The organism is Cellulomonas sp. ES6, assembly GCF_030053835.1.
Classification (GTDB): Bacteria; Actinomycetota; Actinomycetes; order Actinomycetales; family Cellulomonadaceae; genus Cellulomonas.
This window is the reverse complement of sequence record NZ_CP125655.1, coordinates 2,019,192-2,037,261: the sequence shown is the minus strand read 5'-3', so window position 1 is coordinate 2,037,261 and position 18,070 is coordinate 2,019,192. Positions and strand designations below refer to the sequence as shown.

17 protein-coding genes are annotated in these 18,070 nt (G+C 76.5%); 12 read left to right on the top strand and 5 right to left on the bottom strand.

Going from position 1 to position 18,070, the window contains the following annotated elements; translation table 11 throughout:
• Window positions 1-59 precede the first annotated feature (59 nt).
• The 3 genes from P9841_RS09600 to P9841_RS09590 all read left to right on the top strand — a co-directional run bounded on the left by P9841_RS09600 (window position 60) and on the right by P9841_RS09590 (window position 2,565).
• A complete protein-coding gene (locus P9841_RS09600; protein WP_283321791.1) occupies window positions 60-1,505 on the top strand; it encodes an MFS transporter in 1,446 nt (481 codons plus the stop codon).
• Window positions 1,506-1,597: 92 nt separating this feature from the next.
• A complete protein-coding gene (locus P9841_RS09595; RefSeq protein ID WP_283321790.1) occupies window positions 1,598-2,095 on the top strand; it encodes a VOC family protein in 498 nt (165 codons plus the stop codon).
• Window positions 2,092-2,565: an acyl-CoA thioesterase gene (locus P9841_RS09590; protein ID WP_283321789.1), complete on the top strand. Its 474-nt coding sequence runs from the start codon at window positions 2,092-2,094 to the stop codon at window positions 2,563-2,565. Before P9841_RS09595 ends, P9841_RS09590 begins: the two co-directional genes overlap by 4 nt.
• Before the next feature lie 43 nt (window positions 2,566-2,608).
• Here the strand turns inward: P9841_RS09590 and P9841_RS09585 are convergent, their stop codons facing one another.
• Window positions 2,609-3,475: a Cof-type HAD-IIB family hydrolase gene (locus P9841_RS09585; protein ID WP_283321788.1), complete on the bottom strand. Its 867-nt coding sequence runs from the start codon at window positions 3,473-3,475 to the stop codon at window positions 2,609-2,611.
• A 177-nt stretch (window positions 3,476-3,652) separates the two neighbouring features.
• Here P9841_RS09585 and P9841_RS09580 point away from each other — a divergent pair, with 177 nt between their 5' ends.
• From P9841_RS09580 to P9841_RS09560, 5 genes are all read left to right on the top strand, one after another.
• Entirely contained in the window at window positions 3,653-5,293 is a 1,641-nt protein-coding gene (locus P9841_RS09580; RefSeq protein ID WP_283321787.1) for a methyl-accepting chemotaxis protein, read from the top strand.
• A gap of 123 nt (window positions 5,294-5,416) precedes the next feature.
• Window positions 5,417-5,782 (top strand): hypothetical protein, encoded by a 366-nt coding sequence (locus P9841_RS09575; RefSeq protein ID WP_283321786.1) that lies wholly within the window; start codon window positions 5,417-5,419, stop codon window positions 5,780-5,782.
• Window positions 5,783-5,956: 174 nt separating this feature from the next.
• Window positions 5,957-8,539, top strand: coding sequence for an ATP-dependent Clp protease ATP-binding subunit (locus P9841_RS09570; RefSeq protein ID WP_283321785.1), 2,583 nt, complete (start codon window positions 5,957-5,959; stop codon window positions 8,537-8,539).
• 87 nt (window positions 8,540-8,626) lie between these two features.
• Window positions 8,627-9,334 (top strand): helix-turn-helix transcriptional regulator, encoded by a 708-nt coding sequence (locus P9841_RS09565; RefSeq protein ID WP_283321784.1) that lies wholly within the window; start codon window positions 8,627-8,629, stop codon window positions 9,332-9,334.
• A gap of 65 nt (window positions 9,335-9,399) precedes the next feature.
• Window positions 9,400-10,482, top strand: a complete 1,083-nt coding sequence (locus P9841_RS09560; protein WP_283321783.1) for a serine hydrolase domain-containing protein — start codon at window positions 9,400-9,402, stop codon at window positions 10,480-10,482.
• 22 nt (window positions 10,483-10,504) lie between these two features.
• Here P9841_RS09560 and P9841_RS09555 read toward each other — a convergent pair whose 3' ends face one another.
• Window positions 10,505-10,894: a VOC family protein gene (locus P9841_RS09555; protein ID WP_283321781.1), complete on the bottom strand. Its 390-nt coding sequence runs from the start codon at window positions 10,892-10,894 to the stop codon at window positions 10,505-10,507.
• Between the two features lie 154 nt (window positions 10,895-11,048).
• Here P9841_RS09555 and P9841_RS09550 point away from each other — a divergent pair, with 154 nt between their 5' ends.
• On the top strand, window positions 11,049-12,068 hold the full coding sequence (locus P9841_RS09550) for a LacI family DNA-binding transcriptional regulator (RefSeq protein ID WP_283321780.1): 1,020 nt from the start codon (window positions 11,049-11,051) through the stop codon (window positions 12,066-12,068).
• Between the two features lie 32 nt (window positions 12,069-12,100).
• Here the strand turns inward: P9841_RS09550 and P9841_RS09545 are convergent, their stop codons facing one another.
• On the bottom strand, window positions 12,101-12,655 hold the full coding sequence (locus tag P9841_RS09545; protein WP_283321779.1) for a hypothetical protein: 555 nt from the start codon (window positions 12,653-12,655) through the stop codon (window positions 12,101-12,103).
• Between the two features lie 140 nt (window positions 12,656-12,795).
• Here P9841_RS09545 and P9841_RS09540 point away from each other — a divergent pair, with 140 nt between their 5' ends.
• Window positions 12,796-13,494 (top strand): alpha/beta fold hydrolase, encoded by a 699-nt coding sequence (locus P9841_RS09540; protein WP_283321778.1) that lies wholly within the window; start codon window positions 12,796-12,798, stop codon window positions 13,492-13,494.
• 196 nt (window positions 13,495-13,690) lie between these two features.
• Here P9841_RS09540 and P9841_RS09535 read toward each other — a convergent pair whose 3' ends face one another.
• The gene (locus tag P9841_RS09535) at window positions 13,691-14,317 is read right to left on the bottom strand and encodes a TetR/AcrR family transcriptional regulator (protein WP_283321777.1); all 627 of its coding nucleotides are present in this window, start codon (window positions 14,315-14,317) and stop codon (window positions 13,691-13,693) included.
• A 107-nt stretch (window positions 14,318-14,424) separates the two neighbouring features.
• Between P9841_RS09535 and P9841_RS09530 the strand changes: the two genes are divergently transcribed.
• Together P9841_RS09530 and P9841_RS09525 are read left to right on the top strand one after the other, a co-directional pair.
• Window positions 14,425-15,516 carry an ABC transporter permease gene (locus P9841_RS09530; protein WP_283321776.1) on the top strand — a complete coding sequence of 364 codons (1,092 nt, stop codon included), beginning with the start codon at window positions 14,425-14,427 and terminating at the stop codon, window positions 15,514-15,516.
• Complete coding sequence (locus P9841_RS09525) at window positions 15,513-17,252, top strand: ATP-binding cassette domain-containing protein (RefSeq protein WP_283321775.1); 1,740 nt, start codon at window positions 15,513-15,515, stop codon at window positions 17,250-17,252. The genes P9841_RS09530 and P9841_RS09525 overlap by 4 nt, the downstream gene beginning before the upstream one ends.
• A 19-nt stretch (window positions 17,253-17,271) precedes the next feature.
• Here the strand turns inward: P9841_RS09525 and P9841_RS09520 are convergent, their stop codons facing one another.
• On the bottom strand, window positions 17,272-18,039 hold the full coding sequence (locus P9841_RS09520) for an ABC transporter ATP-binding protein (RefSeq protein ID WP_283321774.1): 768 nt from the start codon (window positions 18,037-18,039) through the stop codon (window positions 17,272-17,274).
• Window positions 18,040-18,070: the final 31 nt, after the last annotated feature.

Below are 18,070 nucleotides of genomic sequence, written 5' to 3'. Positions count from 1 at the left end.
GACGGCACCACGACGCCGGCGCACCCGCGCCGGCGGGGCACGGGCGAGAGGTGCAGGCCATGACGACGGACGAGGGGACGGCCGCGGCGCGGACGGCGGCGGGAGCGACCGGGCCGGGGGCCGGGCCCGCTGCGGGAGCGACCGGGCCGGGGGCCGGGCCCGCTGCGGGAGCGACCGGGCCGGGGGCCGGGCCCGCGGGGAGCGGGGCGGACGCGGGCGGCGCGACGCCTCCGCCCGTCCCGGCCCGGGTGGCCGTCGGGGCGGCGTACGCGGCGCAGGGCTTCGGCTACGCGACCGTCGTCACCGCGCTGCCGGCGTTCAAGCAGCGGCAGGGGATCGACGACACCGCCGTGTCGCTCGTCGTGCTGCTGGTGTGCGTGGCGGCGGCCGCCGGGTCGGTCGTCGCCGAGAGGCTCGCGACCCGGCGGGGCAGCCGCCGCGCCCTGCTCGCCGGCCTGGGGGTGCAGGCGGTCGCCCTGCCGCTCGTCGCCGGGTCGACGCCGATGGTGCCGTTCGTCGCCGGGTTCGCGGTGTACGGCCTGGGGCTCGGGATGGTGGACGCCGCCGGCGGGATCCAGGGGGTCCTCGTGCAGCGCCGCTACGGCCGCCCGGTGATGTCCGGGTTCTTCGCCTGCTACACGGCCGCGGCCGTGCTGGGGGCGCTCGTCATGTCGGCGCTGGTCGGCGCGGCTGCCGTGCCCGGCGCCGCGGGGGCGCTGGTGGTCGCGGCGGTCGTGCTCGCCGGGGCGCTGCTGCTGGGCCGGCACCGGCTGGTCGGCACCGACCTGGCGCTCGCGGGGGCGCCCGGCCCGGCGGCGACCGCCGGTGCGGGGGACCCCGTCGCCGCGGTGTCCGCGCCCGCGGGCGGGGCCGCCCCCGGCTCGGCCGTGCCCGGAGTCGCCCCCGGCGTGCTGCTGCCGCCCGGCCCGCCCCGGCGCCCGCTCCCGACGCGCGGCATCTGGCTGGTCGGCAGCGTCGTGCTGGCCGCGTTCGTCGCCGACTCGGCGGTGAGCACCTGGAGCACCGTCTACCTGCACGACGTGCTGCTGGCGTCCGCCGCCGTGGCCCCGCTCGGGTACGCCGCGTACCAGGCCGCGATCCTCCTGACCCGCCTGGCGGGCGACCGGCTGGTGACCCGGACGGGCCGCGGGCCGCTGGTCGCGACGACGGCCGTGGCCGCCGCGGTGGGGCTGGTCCTCGTGGCGCTGGTGCCCAGCCCGGTCGCCGCCGTCGCGGGCTTCGCCGTCGTCGGGGTCGGGGTGGGAGCGCTCGTGCCGCTGGCGTTCTCCGCGGCGGGCGACCTCGACCCGGACCGCGTCGACGAGGTCGTCGCCCGCGTGAACGTCTTCAACTACGCCGGAGCGGTGCTCGGGGCGGTGGCGGTGGGGCTGCTCGCCGACGGTCCCGGGCTGGCGCTGGCGTTCCTGCTCCCCGCGGCCCTCGTCGCGCCGGTCGCGGCGACGGCGGGGAGGCTGGCGCCGGGGAGGCTCGCGGCGGCACGGTGACGGAGGGGCGGCGCGGCGGCGACGCGACGGCGGGCGGTGACGCCGCGGGGCCGCCCGGCGCACACTGGGAGCCCGAGTCGAGGAGGCCTCCCGTGGCGACGACCGTGCACCCGTTCCTGTGGTTCGACCGCGAGGCCGAGCAGGCCGCCGCGCTGTACGTGTCGCTGATCCCGCGCTCCCGGGTGCTGGGCACCCGCCGGTACCCCGAGGGGTCGCCGGGCGGCGTCGGCGGCTCGGTGATGTCGGTGTCGTTCGAGCTCGACGGCGTGCCCGTGGAGGCCCTCAACGCCGGGCCGCAGTTCCCGTTCACGGAGGCGTTCTCGTTCGTCGTGACCGTCGACGACCAGGCGGAGCTGGACCGCGTCTGGGACGGCCTGCTCGCGGGCGGCGGCGAGCCCTCGCAGTGCGGCTGGCTCAAGGACCGGTTCGGCCTGTCGTGGCAGGTCGTCCCGCGCGCGCTCGACGAGCTCCTGCAGGACCCCGACCCGGACCGCGCCGGCCGCGCGACGCAGGCGATGCTGGGCATGCAGAAGCTCGACGTCGCGGCGCTGCGGGCGGCCGCCGACGGCGGACCTACGCTGACCCGGTGACCGACACCCTCGCCCGCACCTCGCCCGACGGACGGCGCGGACGCGTCACCATGCAGGTCCGCTGGTCCGACGTCGACCTGTTCGCGCACGTCAACAACGCCGCCTACCTGCGGTTCCTCGACGACGCGCGGTTCGCGCTGTTCCCCTCGATGGGCGTCGACCCCGCCGGGCGGCCCACCGACTCGCTGCTGGTGGTGGTCAAGCACGAGATCGAGTACCTCGCGCCGCTGTCCTTCCGGCCGGCGCCCGTCGCGGTGGACGTCTGGGTGCCCCGCATCGGGCGGTCCTCGGTGGACTTCGCCTACGAGGTGCTCGACCCCGACGGCGACGACCCCGTCGTCTACCTGAGCGCCCGCTCCCGCATGGTCCAGCTCGACCGCGGGACCCACGAGCCGCGCGCGTTCACGGCCGGGGAGCGGGCCGTGTTCGAGCAGTACCCGGGCGAGGCGCCGCCGCTGCACCCCTGGTAGCGAGCCTCGGTGGCGACCTCCTGGTAGCGACCCCTGGTCGCGGTCAGGCTCCGGGCGTCGTGGCGAGCAGCGCCTCCAGCGTGAGGACCACGCCGTGGCGGGCGTTCGACGGCACGACGTACCGCGCCCGGGCCCGCACGTCCGGGTGCGCGTTGTCCATCGCGAACGACCACTGCGCGGCGTCCAGCAGACCCGCGTCGTTCAGGTAGTCCCCGAACGCCATCGTCTGCGCGGCCGTCACGCCGAGCCGTTCCTGGACGCGGCGCAGCGCGTGGCCCTTGTCGGCGTCGGGGTTCATCACGTCGAGCCAGTGCTGACCCGACACGAGCACCCGCAGCCGCGGCTCCAGGTCCGCGAACGCCGGCGCGGTGGCCTCCTCGACCGAGCCGAAGTCGAAGACCGCGATCTTCAGCACCTCGTCGTCGACCGCGGTCAGGTCGTCCACCTGCTCCAGCCACGCGTAGTGCCGCGCGGCGTGCTCGAAGAACGGGCCGTCGCCGCGCTCGACGTACCCGGCGCGCCGGCCGCACAGCACCATGCCGACGTCGCGGCCCGCCGCCGCGAGGCCCCGCACCCGCCCGACGACCCCCGGCACGTCGTGCGCCGGCAGCGGGTCGGTGGACAGCGCCACGTCGCCCTGGCCCACGTACGCCCCGTTCTCGGCGATGCACACCAGGTCGCGGCCGTGCTGCCGGAACAGCTCGCGCAGGTTCGCGTACTGGCGTCCGCTGGCCGGGCAGAACGCGATGCCCCGGCGCTCCAGCTCCTCCAGCACCGGCCAGAACGCCTCCGGCACGCGGCCCTGCTCGTCGAGCAGCGACCCGTCCATGTCGGACACCACCAGCCGGATGTCGAGGTCCTGGGGGAGCGCGGGCGGGTCGGTCACGGGCACGGCGGTGGAGGTCGGCACGGGTCCAGTGTCCCAGGGTCGCCCGCGTCGGCCCGCGCCGGCGGCTGCGGGGGCCGGGCGGCGGGTGAGCGGCGGGTGGGCGGGTGTGGCGGACGCCGCTCGCCGGACCGCTCAGACGCCCGCCGCGCGAGCCGATCGGCCGCACGCGGGGGGACGACACGGTGGAGGGTGTGACACATGGCAGCAGCACCGGGGCAGCCGACGTCGGGAACGCGGCGGTGGACGGGGGTCCGGGCGAAGGTCCTGGGCGTCGCGGCGATCGGGGCGGCCACGGCCGTCGCCGCGGGCGTCGCCTCGCAGGTGGCGCTCGGTGGCGTGTCCGAGGCGAACGAGCGTCTCGCGGACCTGCAGGAGGTCTCGACCCAGGTCGGCGAGGTCCGCACCATGAACTCGGACGTGTCCGGCTGGCAGGTGGCGTACGCGTGGGACACGCGGCGGATCGGCGGGCCCGAGGCCGTCGCCGACGCCAACCCGAACCGCGCCGGCTACCTGGACTCGGCGCAGAGCCTGCGCGACACGCTCGCGACGGTGGACACCGGCGCGCTCACCCCCGAGGAGCGGTCGACGTTCTCGGACATCGTGTCGCTCTGGGACGACTTCTTCGCGGCGGACGACCGCGTCGTGGAGGCGTACCGCGAGGGCACCCCCGAGTCGCTCGACGCCGGCGACGCGCTCGTCACCGGTGACGCCTACGACGTCTACTACGCGATCGGCGACGCGACCACGTCCCTGCTGGACTCGCTGCGTGACCGGACGGTCACGGCGACGCAGGACGCCGCGTCGACCGCCCGCACCGGGCGCGTCGCGACCGGGGTCGTCATCGCGCTGGGGGTCGCGCTCGCGCTGCTCCTGGGGCTGCGGACCTCCTCGTCGATGGCCCGCGCCGCCGGCCGCGTCCGCGCGACCGCCGAGGCGATGGCTACCGGGGACCTCACCCAGGTGCCCGACGTGCGCACCCGCGACGAGCTCGGCGAGATGGCGTCGGCGCTCGCCACCGCGCAGACCAGCCTGCGGGCGGCGATGGCCGGCGTGGTCGAGACGGCGCACACCGTGGCGTCCGCCGCCGAGGAGCTGTCCGCGGCGTCCGCCGAGGTCGCCGCCGGCACCGACGAGACGTCCGCGCAAGCGGGTGTGGTGGCGGCTGCCGCGGAGCAGGTGTCGCGCAACGTGCAGACGGTCGCGGCGGGTGCCGAGCAGATGGGGGCGAGCATCCGGGAGATCGCGCAGAACGCGTCGCAGGCGGCGAAGGTCGCCGGTCAGGCGACGTCGGCGGCGGCCACGACCAACGAGCAGGTCGCGCGCCTGGGGTCCTCGTCGCAGGAGATCGGGAACGTGGTGAAGGTCATCACGTCGATCGCGGAGCAGACGAACCTGCTGGCGCTGAACGCGACGATCGAGGCGGCTCGGGCCGGTGAGGCGGGCAAGGGCTTCGCGGTGGTCGCCGGCGAGGTGAAGGAACTGGCGCAGGAGACGGCGAAGGCGACGGAGGACATCGCCCGGCGGGTGGAGGCGATCCAGGGCGACACCACGGGTGCGGTGGCCGCGATCGGGGAGATCTCCCAGATCATCGCGTCGATCAACGACTACCAGCTGACGATCGCCTCGGCCGTGGAGGAGCAGACCGCCACGACCAACGAGATGTCCCGCTCCGTGGCCGAGGCCGCGACGGGCTCGGGAGAGATCGCCACGAACATCACCGGCGTCGCCTCCGCCGCCGCGTCGTCGTCGCAGATCGTCGGGCAGGTCGGCGGAGCGGTCCGCGAGCTCGCGCGCATGTCGGAAGAGCTCCGGTCGCGCGTCGCGCAGTTCACGTACTGACCGGAGCCGTGCTGACGGCTGTCACGGCTGGTGGGTTCTGTGTCACACTAATCGTCTCGGCCGTGGTTTCGGTGCGGGGATGGCGATCAGGTGGGCGGACAGCGTGGACAAGCACGGGGAGGGATGAGGGCGATGACGCGGGACGGCGAGCGGCCGGACACCCTCGGCGAGTGGGCCGCGTCGGACGAGCCGGCGGTGCGGCCCGGGGCCGAGGTCCTCCGCGGCGCCGCGGCACGTGCGGCGTCGCGCGCCCTGCTCGAGGAGGCCGCCACCGACGACGCCGCGAGCCGCGCCCTGGTCGAACGGAGCCGTCCGGGCCGCCCGCCGCTCGAGGAGGGCGGCGTCGGACCCTCGCCCACGTGGCGGTACCGGGTGCCGCGCTCGCTCGACCAGCGGATGCGCGCGCAGGCCGCCGCCGAGCACCGCGACCTGTCGGAGGTGCTGCGGTCCGCCGCCGCCGAGTACCTCGAGGCCCACGCGGCGGGCTGACGGCCCGGTCCGCAGCAGCCGGGTCACCCCTTCCGCCGTCACGCCAGGGGCGAACACGGGACGCCCGCGACACACCCCGCCGTTAGCATCGAACAACGCCGACTCGTCGTGCGTGTCGACCCCGGGTCAACGGGCCGGGTCGCGCGGCGAGCACGCCGCTCGTGAGGAGTGCACATGTTCGAGAGATTCACGGACCGAGCCCGTCGCGTGGTCGTCCTCGCCCAGGAAGAGGCGCGGATGCTCAACCACAACTACATCGGCACCGAGCACATCCTCCTGGGTCTCATCCACGAGGGGGAGGGTGTCGCGGCCAAGGCGCTCGAGTCGCTCAACATCTCGCTCGACGCGGTGCGCGCCCAGGTGCAGGAGATCATCGGCGAGGGCCAGCAGGCCCCCAGCGGGCACATCCCGTTCACGCCGCGCGCCAAGAAGGTGCTGGAGCTGTCGCTGCGCGAGGCGCTGCAGCTCGGCCACAACTACATCGGGACCGAGCACATCCTGCTCGGCCTCATCCGCGAGGGCGAGGGCGTCGCGGCGCAGGTGCTCGGCAAGCTCGGCGCGGACCTGAACCGCGTCCGCCAGCAGGTCATCCAGCTCCTGTCCGGCTACCAGGGCAAGGAGCCGGTCTCGGCCGGCGGCCCGCAGGAGGGTCAGCCCTCGGGCTCCGCCGTCCTCGACCAGTTCGGCCGCAACCTGACGCAGGCCGCGCGCGAGGGCAAGCTCGACCCGGTCATCGGGCGCGAGAAGGAGATCGAGCGGGTCATGCAGGTGCTGTCCCGCCGCACCAAGAACAACCCGGTGCTGATCGGCGAGCCCGGCGTCGGCAAGACGGCGGTCGTCGAGGGCCTGGCCCAGGACATCGTCCGGGGCGACGTGCCGGAGACGCTGAAGGACAAGCAGCTCTACACGCTGGACCTCGGCGCCCTGGTGGCCGGTTCCCGGTACCGCGGTGACTTCGAGGAGCGCCTGAAGAAGGTGCTCAAGGAGATCCGCACGCGCGGCGACATCATCCTGTTCATCGACGAGATCCACACCCTCGTGGGTGCGGGTGCCGCCGAGGGCGCGATCGACGCCGCGAGCATCCTCAAGCCGATGCTGGCCCGCGGCGAGCTGCAGACCGTCGGCGCGACGACCCTGGACGAGTACCGCAAGTACGTGGAGAAGGACCCGGCCCTCGAGCGCCGGTTCCAGCCCATCCAGGTCTCTGAGCCGAACCTCCAGCACGCCATCGAGATCCTCAAGGGCCTGCGCGACCGGTACGAGGCGCACCACCGCGTCTCGATCACCGACGGCGCCCTCGTGGCCGCCGCGACGCTGGCCGACCGGTACGTCAACGACCGGTTCCTGCCGGACAAGGCGATCGACCTGGTCGACGAGGCCGGCGCCCGCCTGCGCATCCGCCGCATGACGGCCCCGCCGGAGCTGCGCGAGCTCGACGAGCAGATCGCCGAGACGCGCCGCGACAAGGAGTCGGCGATCGACGAGCAGGACTTCGAGAAGGCCGCGCGCCTGCGCGACCAGGAGAAGCAGCTCGGCCTCAAGCGCCAGGAGAAGGAGAAGGCCTGGAAGTCGGGCGACCTGGACGCGGTCGCCGAGGTCGACGAGGAGCTCATCGCCGAGGTGCTGGCGCTGGCCACCGGGATCCCGGTGTTCAAGCTCACCGAGGAGGAGTCGAGCCGGCTGCTCAAGATGGAGGACGAGCTGCACAAGCGGGTCGTCGGCCAGGAGGCGGCCATCAAGGCGCTCTCGCAGGCCATCCGCCGCACGCGTGCGGGTCTGAAGGACCCGAAGCGCCCGGGTGGGTCGTTCATCTTCGCCGGTCCCACCGGCGTCGGGAAGACGGAGCTGGCCAAGGCGCTCGCCGAGTTCCTGTTCGGGGACGAGGACGCGCTGATCCAGCTCGACATGTCCGAGTTCTCGGAGAAGCACACCGTCTCGCGGCTGTTCGGCTCGCCCCCCGGCTACGTCGGGTACGACGAGGGCGGCCAGCTCACGGAGAAGGTGCGCCGTCGTCCGTTCTCGGTCGTGCTGTTCGACGAGGTCGAGAAGGCCCACGCGGACATCTTCAACTCGCTGCTGCAGATCCTCGAGGACGGTCGCCTGACCGACTCGCAGGGCCGAGTGGTCGACTTCAAGAACACCGTGATCATCATGACCACCAACCTCGGCACCCGGGACATCGCCAAGGGCGTCCAGACCGGCTTCCAGGCCGGCGGCGACCTGTCGACGTCGTACGAGCGCATGAAGGCGAAGGTCAACGACGAGCTCAAGACGCACTTCCGTCCGGAGTTCCTCAACCGCGTCGACGACGTGGTCGTGTTCCCGCAGCTCTCGCAGCCGGAGATCTTCGCGATCGTCGACCTGATGATCGCCAAGCTCGACGCCCGCCTGCGGGACAAGGACATGGGCATCGAGCTCACCGAGGCGGCCAAGAAGCTGCTCTCGGAGAAGGGCTACGACCCGGTCCTGGGCGCCCGGCCGCTGCGCCGCGCGATCCAGCGGGAGATCGAGGACGCGCTGTCCGAGAAGATCCTGTTCGGGGAGCTGCACGCGGGTCAGCAGGTGGTCGTGGACGCGCACGGCGAGGGCATCCTCGGCGAGTTCACGTTCCGCGGCGAGGCCCGGGGGCCGCGCACGAAGGAGCCGGTGGCCGTGGGGGCGCACTCCGCGGGCACGCCGGGCTCCGGCGCGGACGTCCCGCCGGCGCCGCCGATCGCGTCGTCCGGTGACGGCGGCACGGGCCTGATGCCGGCCTGACGCCGGTCCCGCCTCGACGAGGGCCGGGTCCGCACCACGGTGCGGGCCCGGCCCTCGTCGCGTCACGGGCGTGGCGATACTGGTCGGGTGTACGTCGAGCGGCCGTCGCGGCTGGTCCCCGGCGCGGTCGTCTGGACGGTCGACGCGTCCGCGGCGGACGGGCGCGTCCTGCCGGACGGCTGCATGGACCTGCTGTGGTCGGACGGCCGCCTGCTCGTGGCGGGGCCGGACACGACGGCGCACACGACCGGCCCGGTGCCGGCGGGGCGACCCGTCTCCGGGGTGCGACTGCCCCCGGGTGCCGCGCCCGTCCTGCTCGGCGTCCCGGCGGACGCGCTGCGCGACCTGCGGCCCGACCTCGCGGCCGTCTGGGGCGACCGGTTGTCGCGGGCCTGGACCGACGCGGTCGCCGCCGGGGGCGCCGTCGCCCTGGAGCGTCTGATGGCGGGCCGGCTGGCGGAACGTGGCGGGCGCCCGCGGGACGTGGCGGTCGCGGCCCGGATGGTCGCCGCCGGCCGGGGTGCCGAGGACGTGGCCGACGCCCTGGGGGTGACGACGCGGACGGTGCACCGCCGCAGCCTCGCGGCGTTCGGCTACGGCCCGCGGACGCTCGGGCGCGTGCTGCGCCTCCAGCGGGTGCTGGGGCTGCTGGACGACGGGCTGCCGCTCGCCGAGGTCGCGCTCCGCGCGGGGTACGCCGACCAGCCGCACCTGTCGCGCGAGGTCCGGGCGCTGGCGGGTGTCCCGCCGGGCGCGCTCGCCGCTGAGCGCCGGGGTGTCGGAGGTGGGGGCTAGCGTCGGCGGTCCAGCCGCATCCAGGGCGAGGAGCGCGGGTCACCCTCTCGCTGCCTGGAGGCCGCGTGCCCGGATCCACCGACCACCCCGCCGTCGACGCGCCCGACGCCGCACCCCCGTCCGCCGTCGGCGTCGCGACGGTCGTCGTGGACCCCCGCGACGGGGTCGTCGTGCGGGTCGCGGGGACGGCGGACGCCACCACGGGCCGGCCGCTGACGGCGTCGACCCCGATGCACCTGTGCTCCGCGGCGAAGACCGTCGCGGCCGTGGTGGTCCTCCGGCTCGCCGCGCGCGGCCTGCTCGCCCTGGACGCCGACGTGCGGGAGCTCGTCCCCGTCGAGGTCGCCGTCCCGGGTGCCGCCGGCCCGACGCTGCGGGACCTGCTCGCGCACCGCGGCGGTGTCGAGGACCCGCCCGGCGCCTTCGAGCCGGCCGCGGGCCCGGCGCCCGCCACCGCGGACGTCGTCGCCGGGCGCACGGCCGCGCACCCCGGCCCGGTCCGGGTGACCGCCGTGCCCGGCACCGCGTTCGCGTACTCCGACGCCGGGTACTGCCTCGTCGAGCTCGCGGTCGAGGCGGCCACGGGCGACGCGTTCGCCGAGGTGGTGCACCGCGAGGTCGCCCGGCCGCTCGGCCTGAACGCCACGGCCGTGTGGGCCGGAGAGGTCCCGCCACCGGGGGCGGCGCGCGGTGACGCCGTCGCGCGGATCGCCGCCTCCGCCGCCGCCGGGCACCGACCCGACGGCACGCGCGTGCCGGGCGGGCGGGTGCACTACGCGGGCCTGGCGGCCTCGAGCCTGTGGTCCACCCCCGAGGAGACCGGCGTCCTGCTCGCCGACCTCGTGCGGTGCTGGTCCGGCTCCGGCGAGGGCGTGCTGCTGGGCGGCGACGCGGCCGCGCCGATGCTGGACGACGCCGGCGAGCCGGGTGTGGGCCGCGGGGTCTTCGTGCTCGGGTCGGACGAGCGGCCGTGCATCATGACCCAGGGGTGGGGCGACGGGTTCCAGTGCCAGCTGCGCGGGTACCCGGCGGCCGGCGGCGGGATCGCGGTGCTCGTCGACCAGGATCCGGGCGAGCCGCAGGCCCGGTCGGTGGTGGGGCGGACGATCGGGGGCATCGCCGGGCGCCGGGGGTGGGTCGCGCGGTGACGGGACGGGGCGTCGGGCCGCCTCAGCCCGCCGGTGCGAACAGGTCGACGGCGGTGCCGTCGGGGTCGTGCAGCACGGCGTAGCGCTGGCCCCACACCGCGTCCCACGGCGGCAGGTGCCCGGCGAAGCCGGCGTCCACCATCCGCGCGTAGGTGGCGTCGACCTCCGCGGCGTCGGCGCACGCGAACGCCAGCGCGACGCGGTGCCCGCCGGTCGGCGGCTCCCACCCGGGGTCGAAGGAGCGCACGACCTCCACGGTGTCCCAGGCCAGCCGGAGCCCACCGACAGCGAGCTCGACGTGCGGCGCGGCGTCGGCCCCGGGCGGGACGTCGACGCCGAGGGCGCGGTAGAACGCGAGGGTGCGGGGGAGGTCGGCCGCGACGAGGCCGACGAGGTCCAGGCGAGGTGTCATGCCCCGACCGTAGGGCGGTGCCCGTCGCGCCGTCGTGGACGTTCCGGACACCCGGCGGCCGCGGACGTCGCCCGCGCGGTCGGGTGCGCGCGGCTGGGTCCTGCCACCCAGAAGCGGCCCTCGGCACGCCCGGGAATGCGCCTACCCTGCGGCCATGGCCGGACAGGTGACGCTCAGCGACGTGGCCCGCGAGGCCGGTGTGTCGCTCGCGACCGCGTCCCGGGCCCTGAACGGCAGCGCGAACCGCACCGTGGGGGCGGACCTCCGCGAGCGGGTGCTCGAGGCCGCGTCCCGCCTGCGCTACTCGCCCGACGGCGTCGCGCAGGCCATGGCGAGGGGCCGGACGACGGCCCTCGGGCTGGTCGTGCCGGACATCGCCGACCCGGCCTGCGCCGCGCTCGCGTCGGGGGTCGTCGCCGCCGCGGAGGACGCCGGCCTGAGCGTGACCCTGACGTCGACCCGGCACGAGCCCGGCAGGGAGGCGGCTCTCGTCGCCCTCCTGGAGCGCCAGCGTGCGCGGGCGGTCGTGCTCGCCGGCGGGCGGCAGGCCGATCCCGCGGGGGAGCAGGCGGTGCGCGCCGCCGTGGACTCGTTCCGCGCGGTGGGCGGGGCGGTGGCGTCCGTCGGCCGCGCGACGTTCGGCGTGCCGACGGTGGTGGTCGGTGACCGGGAGGGGGCGTCCGACCTGGTGACGGCCCTGCACGGCCGGGGCTACCGCCGGTTCGCCGTGCTCGCCGGCCCGCAGACGCACACGCTCGCGGCGGACCGCAGCGCCGGCGCCGTCGCCGCGCTCGCCGCGCTGGGGTGCCCCCCGCCGGTGGTGGTCCGCGGGGCGTTCTCCCGCGACGGCGGCTACGAGGGGATGCGCCAGGTCGTCGAGGACCGGGCGGACGTGCAGGTGGTGCTCGCCGTCAGCGACGTGATGGCCGCGGGGGCGCTCGCCGCCGCGCGCGACGCCGGGCTGTCCGTGCCGGGCGACCTCGCGGTCGCGGGCTACGGCGACGTCGGCCTGCTGCGGGACGCGATGCCGGGGCTGACCACGGTCCGGCTGCCGCTCGCGGACATCGGGGCGTTGGCGGTCCGGCTGGCGCTCGAGCCGCCCGCAGCGGGCGAACCCGAGACGGTCCGCGTCACCGGCCAGGTCGTGCTGCGGGGGTCGACGCCCGGCGTGTGAGCGCGCGAGCGCCGGTGCGCCGGCGCGTCGGCTCAGCCGGGGGCGTCGGCGGCGTCTCCCGTGCCGGTGGTCGCCGCCGGCCAGGAGCCCGGCACGGCGCCGTCGGGCGCGGCGACGACACCCTGCGCGGGGGTGAGGGTCCGCCAGGTGCCCGACTGCTCGTCCCGCTCCAGCAGGACGAGCAGCGTCCCGGCGGCCTCCAGCGGGTCGCCGTCCGGGTAGCGACTCCCTCCCGTGCAGGTGAGCGGGGTCGACGCCACCTCGAGGACCTCCCCGGCGCGCGCACCGGAACCGGCGAGCACCGCCTCGACGCGGACCGTGTGCACGCTCGCGTCGGCGCCGAACAGCTCCGCCGCCCCCGACGCAGGCGCCGGACCGGTCGTGCGGACGACGGCGTCCGCCTCGGCCACCGCGTCCGCCGGGGTCGGGAACCGCACCCAGTCGACGCACGTCTCGCTGCGGGTCGCGCCCGCCGCGCACCCCGAGGACGCCGCGAGGGCCACGGCGGTGAGCGCGGGCAGGACCCCGCGGGCGACGGAAGGCCTGCGCACCGGGGGCGGCCGGGTGCCGCGCTCGTCGGGGTGCACGGTGACCTCCCGTCGTCGCGGTGCCCGGTGCCGGTGGGCTCGTGCACCCCGTCTGTGTGCCCGGTCGTCGCGCCCTTGCACCGGTCGGCCGTCCGCGCCGCCCGGCTGGTCGGGCCGGCGGCGCGGGTACCGTCGGACGGGTGAGCGAGCCGCCCCTGCACGTGAGCGTCGCCGGGGACGGTCCGGCGCTCGTGCTGCTGCACGGCAACGGCGAGGACGCCCGGTCGCTGGCGCCGGTGGCCGGGCGGCTCGCGGAGGACCACCGCGTGATCGCCCCCGACGCGCGGGCGCACGGCAGGTCGCCGCGCGGCACCGGGCCGCTGACGATCGCGCGCATGGCCGACGACGTGGCCGACGTGCTCGGCGGGCTGGGGGTCACCGGTCCGGTCGACGTCGTCGGCTACTCCGACGGCGGGAACGTCGCGCTGCTGCTCGCGCTGCGCCACCCGCGGCTCGTGCGCTCGCTCGTGCTGTACGGCGCGAACACGGAGCCGGCCGGCCTGTCGGCCCGCACGCGCGCCGAGGTGACGCTGACGTGGCTGGCGCAGCGGGCACGCGGGCTGGTGGACGCCCGGGCTCGCGCGCGGGCCGAGGTGACGGACCTCATGGTCCACCAGCCGCGCATCCCCCTGCGGGCGCTGGCCCGGGTGGAGGTCCCGGTGCTGGTGGCGGCCGGCGAGCACGACGTCGTGCGGCGCGCGCACACCGAGGCGGTCGCCGCGCACCTGCCGCGGGGCCGGGCGCTCGTCGTGGCCGGGGCCGGTCACGGGCTGCCGCTCGACGACCCGGCGGCGTTCACCGCCCTGGTGCGGGCGTTCCTCGCCGACCTCCCGGCCTGACCGCGCCGCCCCGGGCTGCCCGCGGCTCTCGCCCGCGCTCCCGCGCGCCGCGACCCGTCGAGCGGCCACCAGGCGGGGGTCGTGCGCGGGGATGCACCCCGGGTACCGGCCTCTCGACGCGGCCCGGCGCGTCCGCGGGCGGGGAGTGGCGCGGGGGGGGGCAGGGTCAGGGGCTAGCGGGTCAGCGGCCAGGGGGTCAGGGGGTCAGCGCCGACAGCAGGTCCTGGACGTCCACCGGGCGTCCCGGCAGCGGGTCGCCCCCGGGTCGCAGCGCGGCGCGCAGCAGCGGTCCGCGCCGCTCGAGCATCGCCGCGTTGAGCACGTCCGGCAGCCCGGGCAGGGGGCGCAGGGCCGCGGCGAACATCAGCAGGATCTCGGGGACGCCGATGTCCGGTCGCACGAGCCCCAGCCGCTGCGCGGTGCCGACCACGGCGGCGGCGCCGGAGGCGGTGCGGGCGCGTTCCGCGACGAGCTCGGGGGTGAACAGGTCGGCGTCCCGGGACCGGGGGGCCAGGGCGGGCACCAGCATCGGCAGTCCCGACTCGAGCACGCCGGTGAGGAACGCGTCCCACGCGGCCGCGGGGTCGTCGCCGGCGAGGTCGGCGTGGGCGGTGGCGACCAGCCCGCCGACGTGGGCGAGGCGGTCGGCGATCACGGCGCGCACCAGCGTCGCCCGGTCGGGGAAGTGCCGGTAGACGGTGCCGACGCCGACGCCGGCGGCGCGGGCGACGGCCTCCATGGGCACGTCGAGGCCACGGGAGCCGTAGAGCGTGCGGGCGGCGTCGAGGATGCGCTGCCGGTTCCGTGCCGCGTCCGCCCTCACGTCGACACCCTAACCGCCAGTAACCGGAATCGGAGGTTCCGCTTCAGTGCTACGGTGGGCGGGACGGGCGTCGCGGACGGCGCCCCCGACGCTCCCGGGAGGCGAGCATGCGCGCGATGATCCTCAAGGAGTTCCGGGAGCTGCGGCGCGACCGCCGGACGGTCGCGATGCTGGTGGTGCTGCCGCTGCTGCTGCTGACGATCTTCGGCTTCGCCGCGAACTTCACGGTCGACAGCCTCACCACCGTGGTCGTCGGGCCGCAGGCCGAGGCGACCGCGGACCGCGTCGCCGGGTCGCCGGCCGCCGGGACGCTCGACATCCGCTCGGTCCGCCCGTCCGAGGGCCGCGAGGACGCCGTCGACGCGCTCGCGGCCAACCGGTACGACCTCGCCGTCGTCACCGCCGCCGACGGGGACGTGCCCGAGGTGCTCATCGACGGCACGAACCTGTTCGCCGCGCAGGCCGCGAACGTCGTCGTCGCGCGGCTCGGGGACGCGGTGCGGCCGGAGGTGCTGTTCAACCCCGACCTCGAGACGTCGTGGGTGATGGTCCCCGCGCTGATCGGGCTCATCCTCACGTTCATCGGCACGATCATCACGAGCATCGGGCTGGTCAAGGAGCGGGCGGCGGGCACCCTGGAGCAGCTCGCCGTCATGCCGCTGCGACCGGTGGACGTGATCGTCGGCAAGATCGCGCCGTACTTCCTGCTGGCGGCCCTCGACATGGCGGTGGTCACGGTGCTCGGGATGCTCATCTTCGGCGTGCCGTTCACCGGCAGCGTGCTGGTGTTCGTGCTGGCCGGAGCGGTCTTCCTGTTCGTGGTGCTCGGCCTCGGCGTCTTCATCTCGACGGTGTCGCAGAACGCCGGGCAGGCGATCCAGGCGGCGATCCTCGTGCTGCTCCCGCAGATCCTGCTGTCGGGGATCATCTTCCCGCTCGACGCGATGCCGCTGGGCGTCCGGTGGATCGGTTACTGCCTGCCGCTGACCTACTTCACCCAGGTCGCGCAGGGCGTGATGCTGCGCGGCGCCGGGCTGGACTCGCTGTGGCTGCCCGTGGTGGTGCTGTCGGGCATGGCGGTGGCGGTGTTCGGCGCGGCGGTGTGGCGGTTCCGCGCGTCGATCACCCCCCGCCGACCGCGCGGTGCGGGTGACGGCGCTCCCGGTGCCGTCACCGAGGTGGCGGCGGTGGCCCGGTGACCGGCTACGGCGTCGAGCGTCTGACGGTCCACCGCGGCGGGCGCGCCGCCCTGGCGGATGTCACGCTCCCGGTGCCGGAGGGCGAGGTCACCGCCGTCGTCGGGGGTGACGGCGCGGGCAAGACGACGCTGGCCCGGGTGCTGGTGGGCCGGGAGGTGCCCGTCTCGGGCAGGGTGCGGCGCGCCGACCGGAGGCGCACCGGGTTCCTGCCGGCGACGTCCGGGGTGTGGGGCGACCTGAGCGTCGCCGAGAACGTCGAGCTGGTCGCGCGGGCGTACGGCCTCGACGCCGCGACCGCCCGGGCCCGCGCCGAGGAGCTGCTCACCGCCGCGGCGCTCGCCGACGTGCCCGACCGGCTCGGCCGGCAGCTGTCCGGGGGGATGCGGCAGAAGCTCGGGTTCTGCCTGGCGATGCTGCACCGGCCGGACCTCGTGGTGCTCGACGAGCCGTCGACCGGCGTGGACCCGGTCAGCCGCGTCGAGCTCTGGCGGCTGCTGTCCACCGCGGCGGCCGGCGGTACCGCGGTGCTCGTCACCACGACCTACCTGGACGAGGCGGAGCGGGCCGCGTCGGTGCTGGTGCTCGACCGCGGCGCGGAGGTGTACCGGGGGGACCCGGCGCTGGCGGCCGGCCAGGTCCGCGGCTCGGTGCTGGTCGGACCCGCGGGGCGCGCGCCGTCCGCCACCGGGCCGCGCGGCGAGGTCGCGGCGTGGCGGCGAGGGCGCGCGCGCCACGCGCTCGTGCCCGCGGGCGTCGGCGGTCCGCCGGCCGACCTGGAGGACGCCGTGATCGCCCTGACGCTCGAACGCCGGGGCCCGTCGGAGCCTCCGACGGTGACGGACGGCGCCGCTCCGGTCGACGTCGCCGCGGGGAGCGCCGCCCCGGCCGTCGACGCCGCCCACGTCGTGACCGCGTTCGGCGGCCTGCGGGCGGTCGACGACGTCTCCCTGACGGTCCGCCCGGGGGAGGTGGTCGGCCTGCTGGGGGCGAACGGTGCCGGCAAGACCACCCTGATCCGCACGGTGCTGGGTCTGCTCGCGCCGACGTCGGGCTCGGTCCGGGTGCTGGGCGGCGCCCCGTCGCGGGCGGTCCGGCGCCGGATCGGGTACGTCCCGCAGGGGCTCGGGCTGGCGGCGGACCTCACGGTCGCGGAGAACCTCGCGTTCGTCGCCGCCGCGTACGGGTCGCGGGACGTCCCGGACCTGCCGGCGGACCTCGTCGCGGTCGCGGACCGTCTGGTCGGGGGTCTGAGCCTCGGCCTGCAGCGCCGGCTCGCGTTCGCGGCCGCGCTGGCGCACCGCCCCGAGCTGCTGGTGCTCGACGAGCCGACGTCGGGCGTCGACCCGCTGGCGCGCGCGGCGCTGTGGGACACCGTCCGCGCGCAGGCCGAGGCGGGCGTGGCGGTGCTGGTGACGACGCACTACATGCAGGAGGCCGAGCAGTGCGACGCCCTCGTGCTGATGGCGCACGGGCGGCGGGTGGCGTCCGGGACCCTGCCGGACGTCCTCGACGGGTCGACGGCGGTCGAGGTCGTCGGGGCCGGCTGGCAGGCCGCGTTCGCCGCGCTCGGCGCCGCGGGGCTCCCCGTCACGGTCGCGGGCCGGTCGGTGCGGGTCGCGGGCGCGGAGCCCGGCGCGGTGGAGCGCGTGCTCGCGTCCGCGGGCGTCACCGGCCGGGTGCGGTCGGTGCCCGCGCGCCTGGAGGAGGTGCTGGTCCTCGCCGACGGCCGGGCGTGACGCGGACCGGCCGCCGCGCTCAGCGGAACGCGCCGACGGCCTCCGGGAACGCCTCCGCGAGCTCGCGGGTCTCCGGGTGCTGCGGGTCGGACAGCAGGGTGCGCAGCGGCCCGCTCTCCGCGATCCGACCCTCGGCGAGCACGTGCACCGTGCCCGCCAGCCGGTCGACCATCCGCAGGTCGTGGGACACGACGAGCAGCCCGACACCCGCCTCGGCCAGCCCGGCGAGCTGGTCGGCGACCGCGTCGCGCAGCGCGGGGTCGAGCGCCGTCGCGGGCTCGTCGAGCACGAGGACCTCGGGTCGGGTGGCGAGCGCGTCGGCGAGCGCGACGCGCTGCTTCTCCCCGCCCGACAGGGAGTGGAGCGTGCGGTCGAGGTAGCGCGGCTCGAGGCCGACCCGCGCCAGGACGTCGGCCGGCTCCTGGCCGGTGGCCCGCCCGGCCTTGCGGGCGTCGTCGAGCGTGCTCTTCAGCACCCGCTGGACGGTGGAGCGGGAGTCGACGCCGACCAGGCCCTCCTGGTGGACCGCACGGACCAGGGCGCGGAAGCCCTTGGCCTCCTTGCGGGACATCTTCGCGACCGGCCGGCCGCCGTACGTCGCACGGCCCTGCGTGGCCTTGTGCCGGCCGAGCAGCACCTGGACGAGCGTGGACTTCCCGGCCCCGGAGCGGCCGATCAGGCCGACCGTCTCCCCGGGAGCGACCGACAGGGTCGCGCCCGCCAGGACGGGGGCGCCGCCGTAGCCGGCCCAGACGTCGTGCGCGGCGAGCGTGGCGGGGCCGGTCATCGGACCACCACCTCCGTCCGGTGCGTGCCGG

Bases quoted from the DNA above. Each gene is read 5' to 3' on its own strand.
- P9841_RS09600 (WP_283321791.1), top strand. From the start codon at position 60: ATGACGACGGACGAGGGGACGGCCGCGGCGCGGACGGCGGCGGGAGCG.
- P9841_RS09580 (WP_283321787.1), top strand. From the start codon at position 3,653: ATGGCAGCAGCACCGGGGCAGCCGACGTCGGGAACGCGGCGGTGGACG.
- P9841_RS09575 (WP_283321786.1), top strand. From the start codon at position 5,417: ATGAGGGCGATGACGCGGGACGGCGAGCGGCCGGACACCCTCGGCGAG.
- P9841_RS09570 (WP_283321785.1), top strand. From the start codon at position 5,957: ATGTTCGAGAGATTCACGGACCGAGCCCGTCGCGTGGTCGTCCTCGCC.
- P9841_RS09555 (WP_283321781.1), bottom strand. From the start codon at position 10,894: ATGACACCTCGCCTGGACCTCGTCGGCCTCGTCGCGGCCGACCTCCCC.
- P9841_RS09550 (WP_283321780.1), top strand. From the start codon at position 11,049: ATGGCCGGACAGGTGACGCTCAGCGACGTGGCCCGCGAGGCCGGTGTG.
- P9841_RS09530 (WP_283321776.1), top strand. From the start codon at position 14,425: ATGCGCGCGATGATCCTCAAGGAGTTCCGGGAGCTGCGGCGCGACCGC.
- P9841_RS09520 (WP_283321774.1), bottom strand. From the start codon at position 18,039: ATGACCGGCCCCGCCACGCTCGCCGCGCACGACGTCTGGGCCGGCTAC.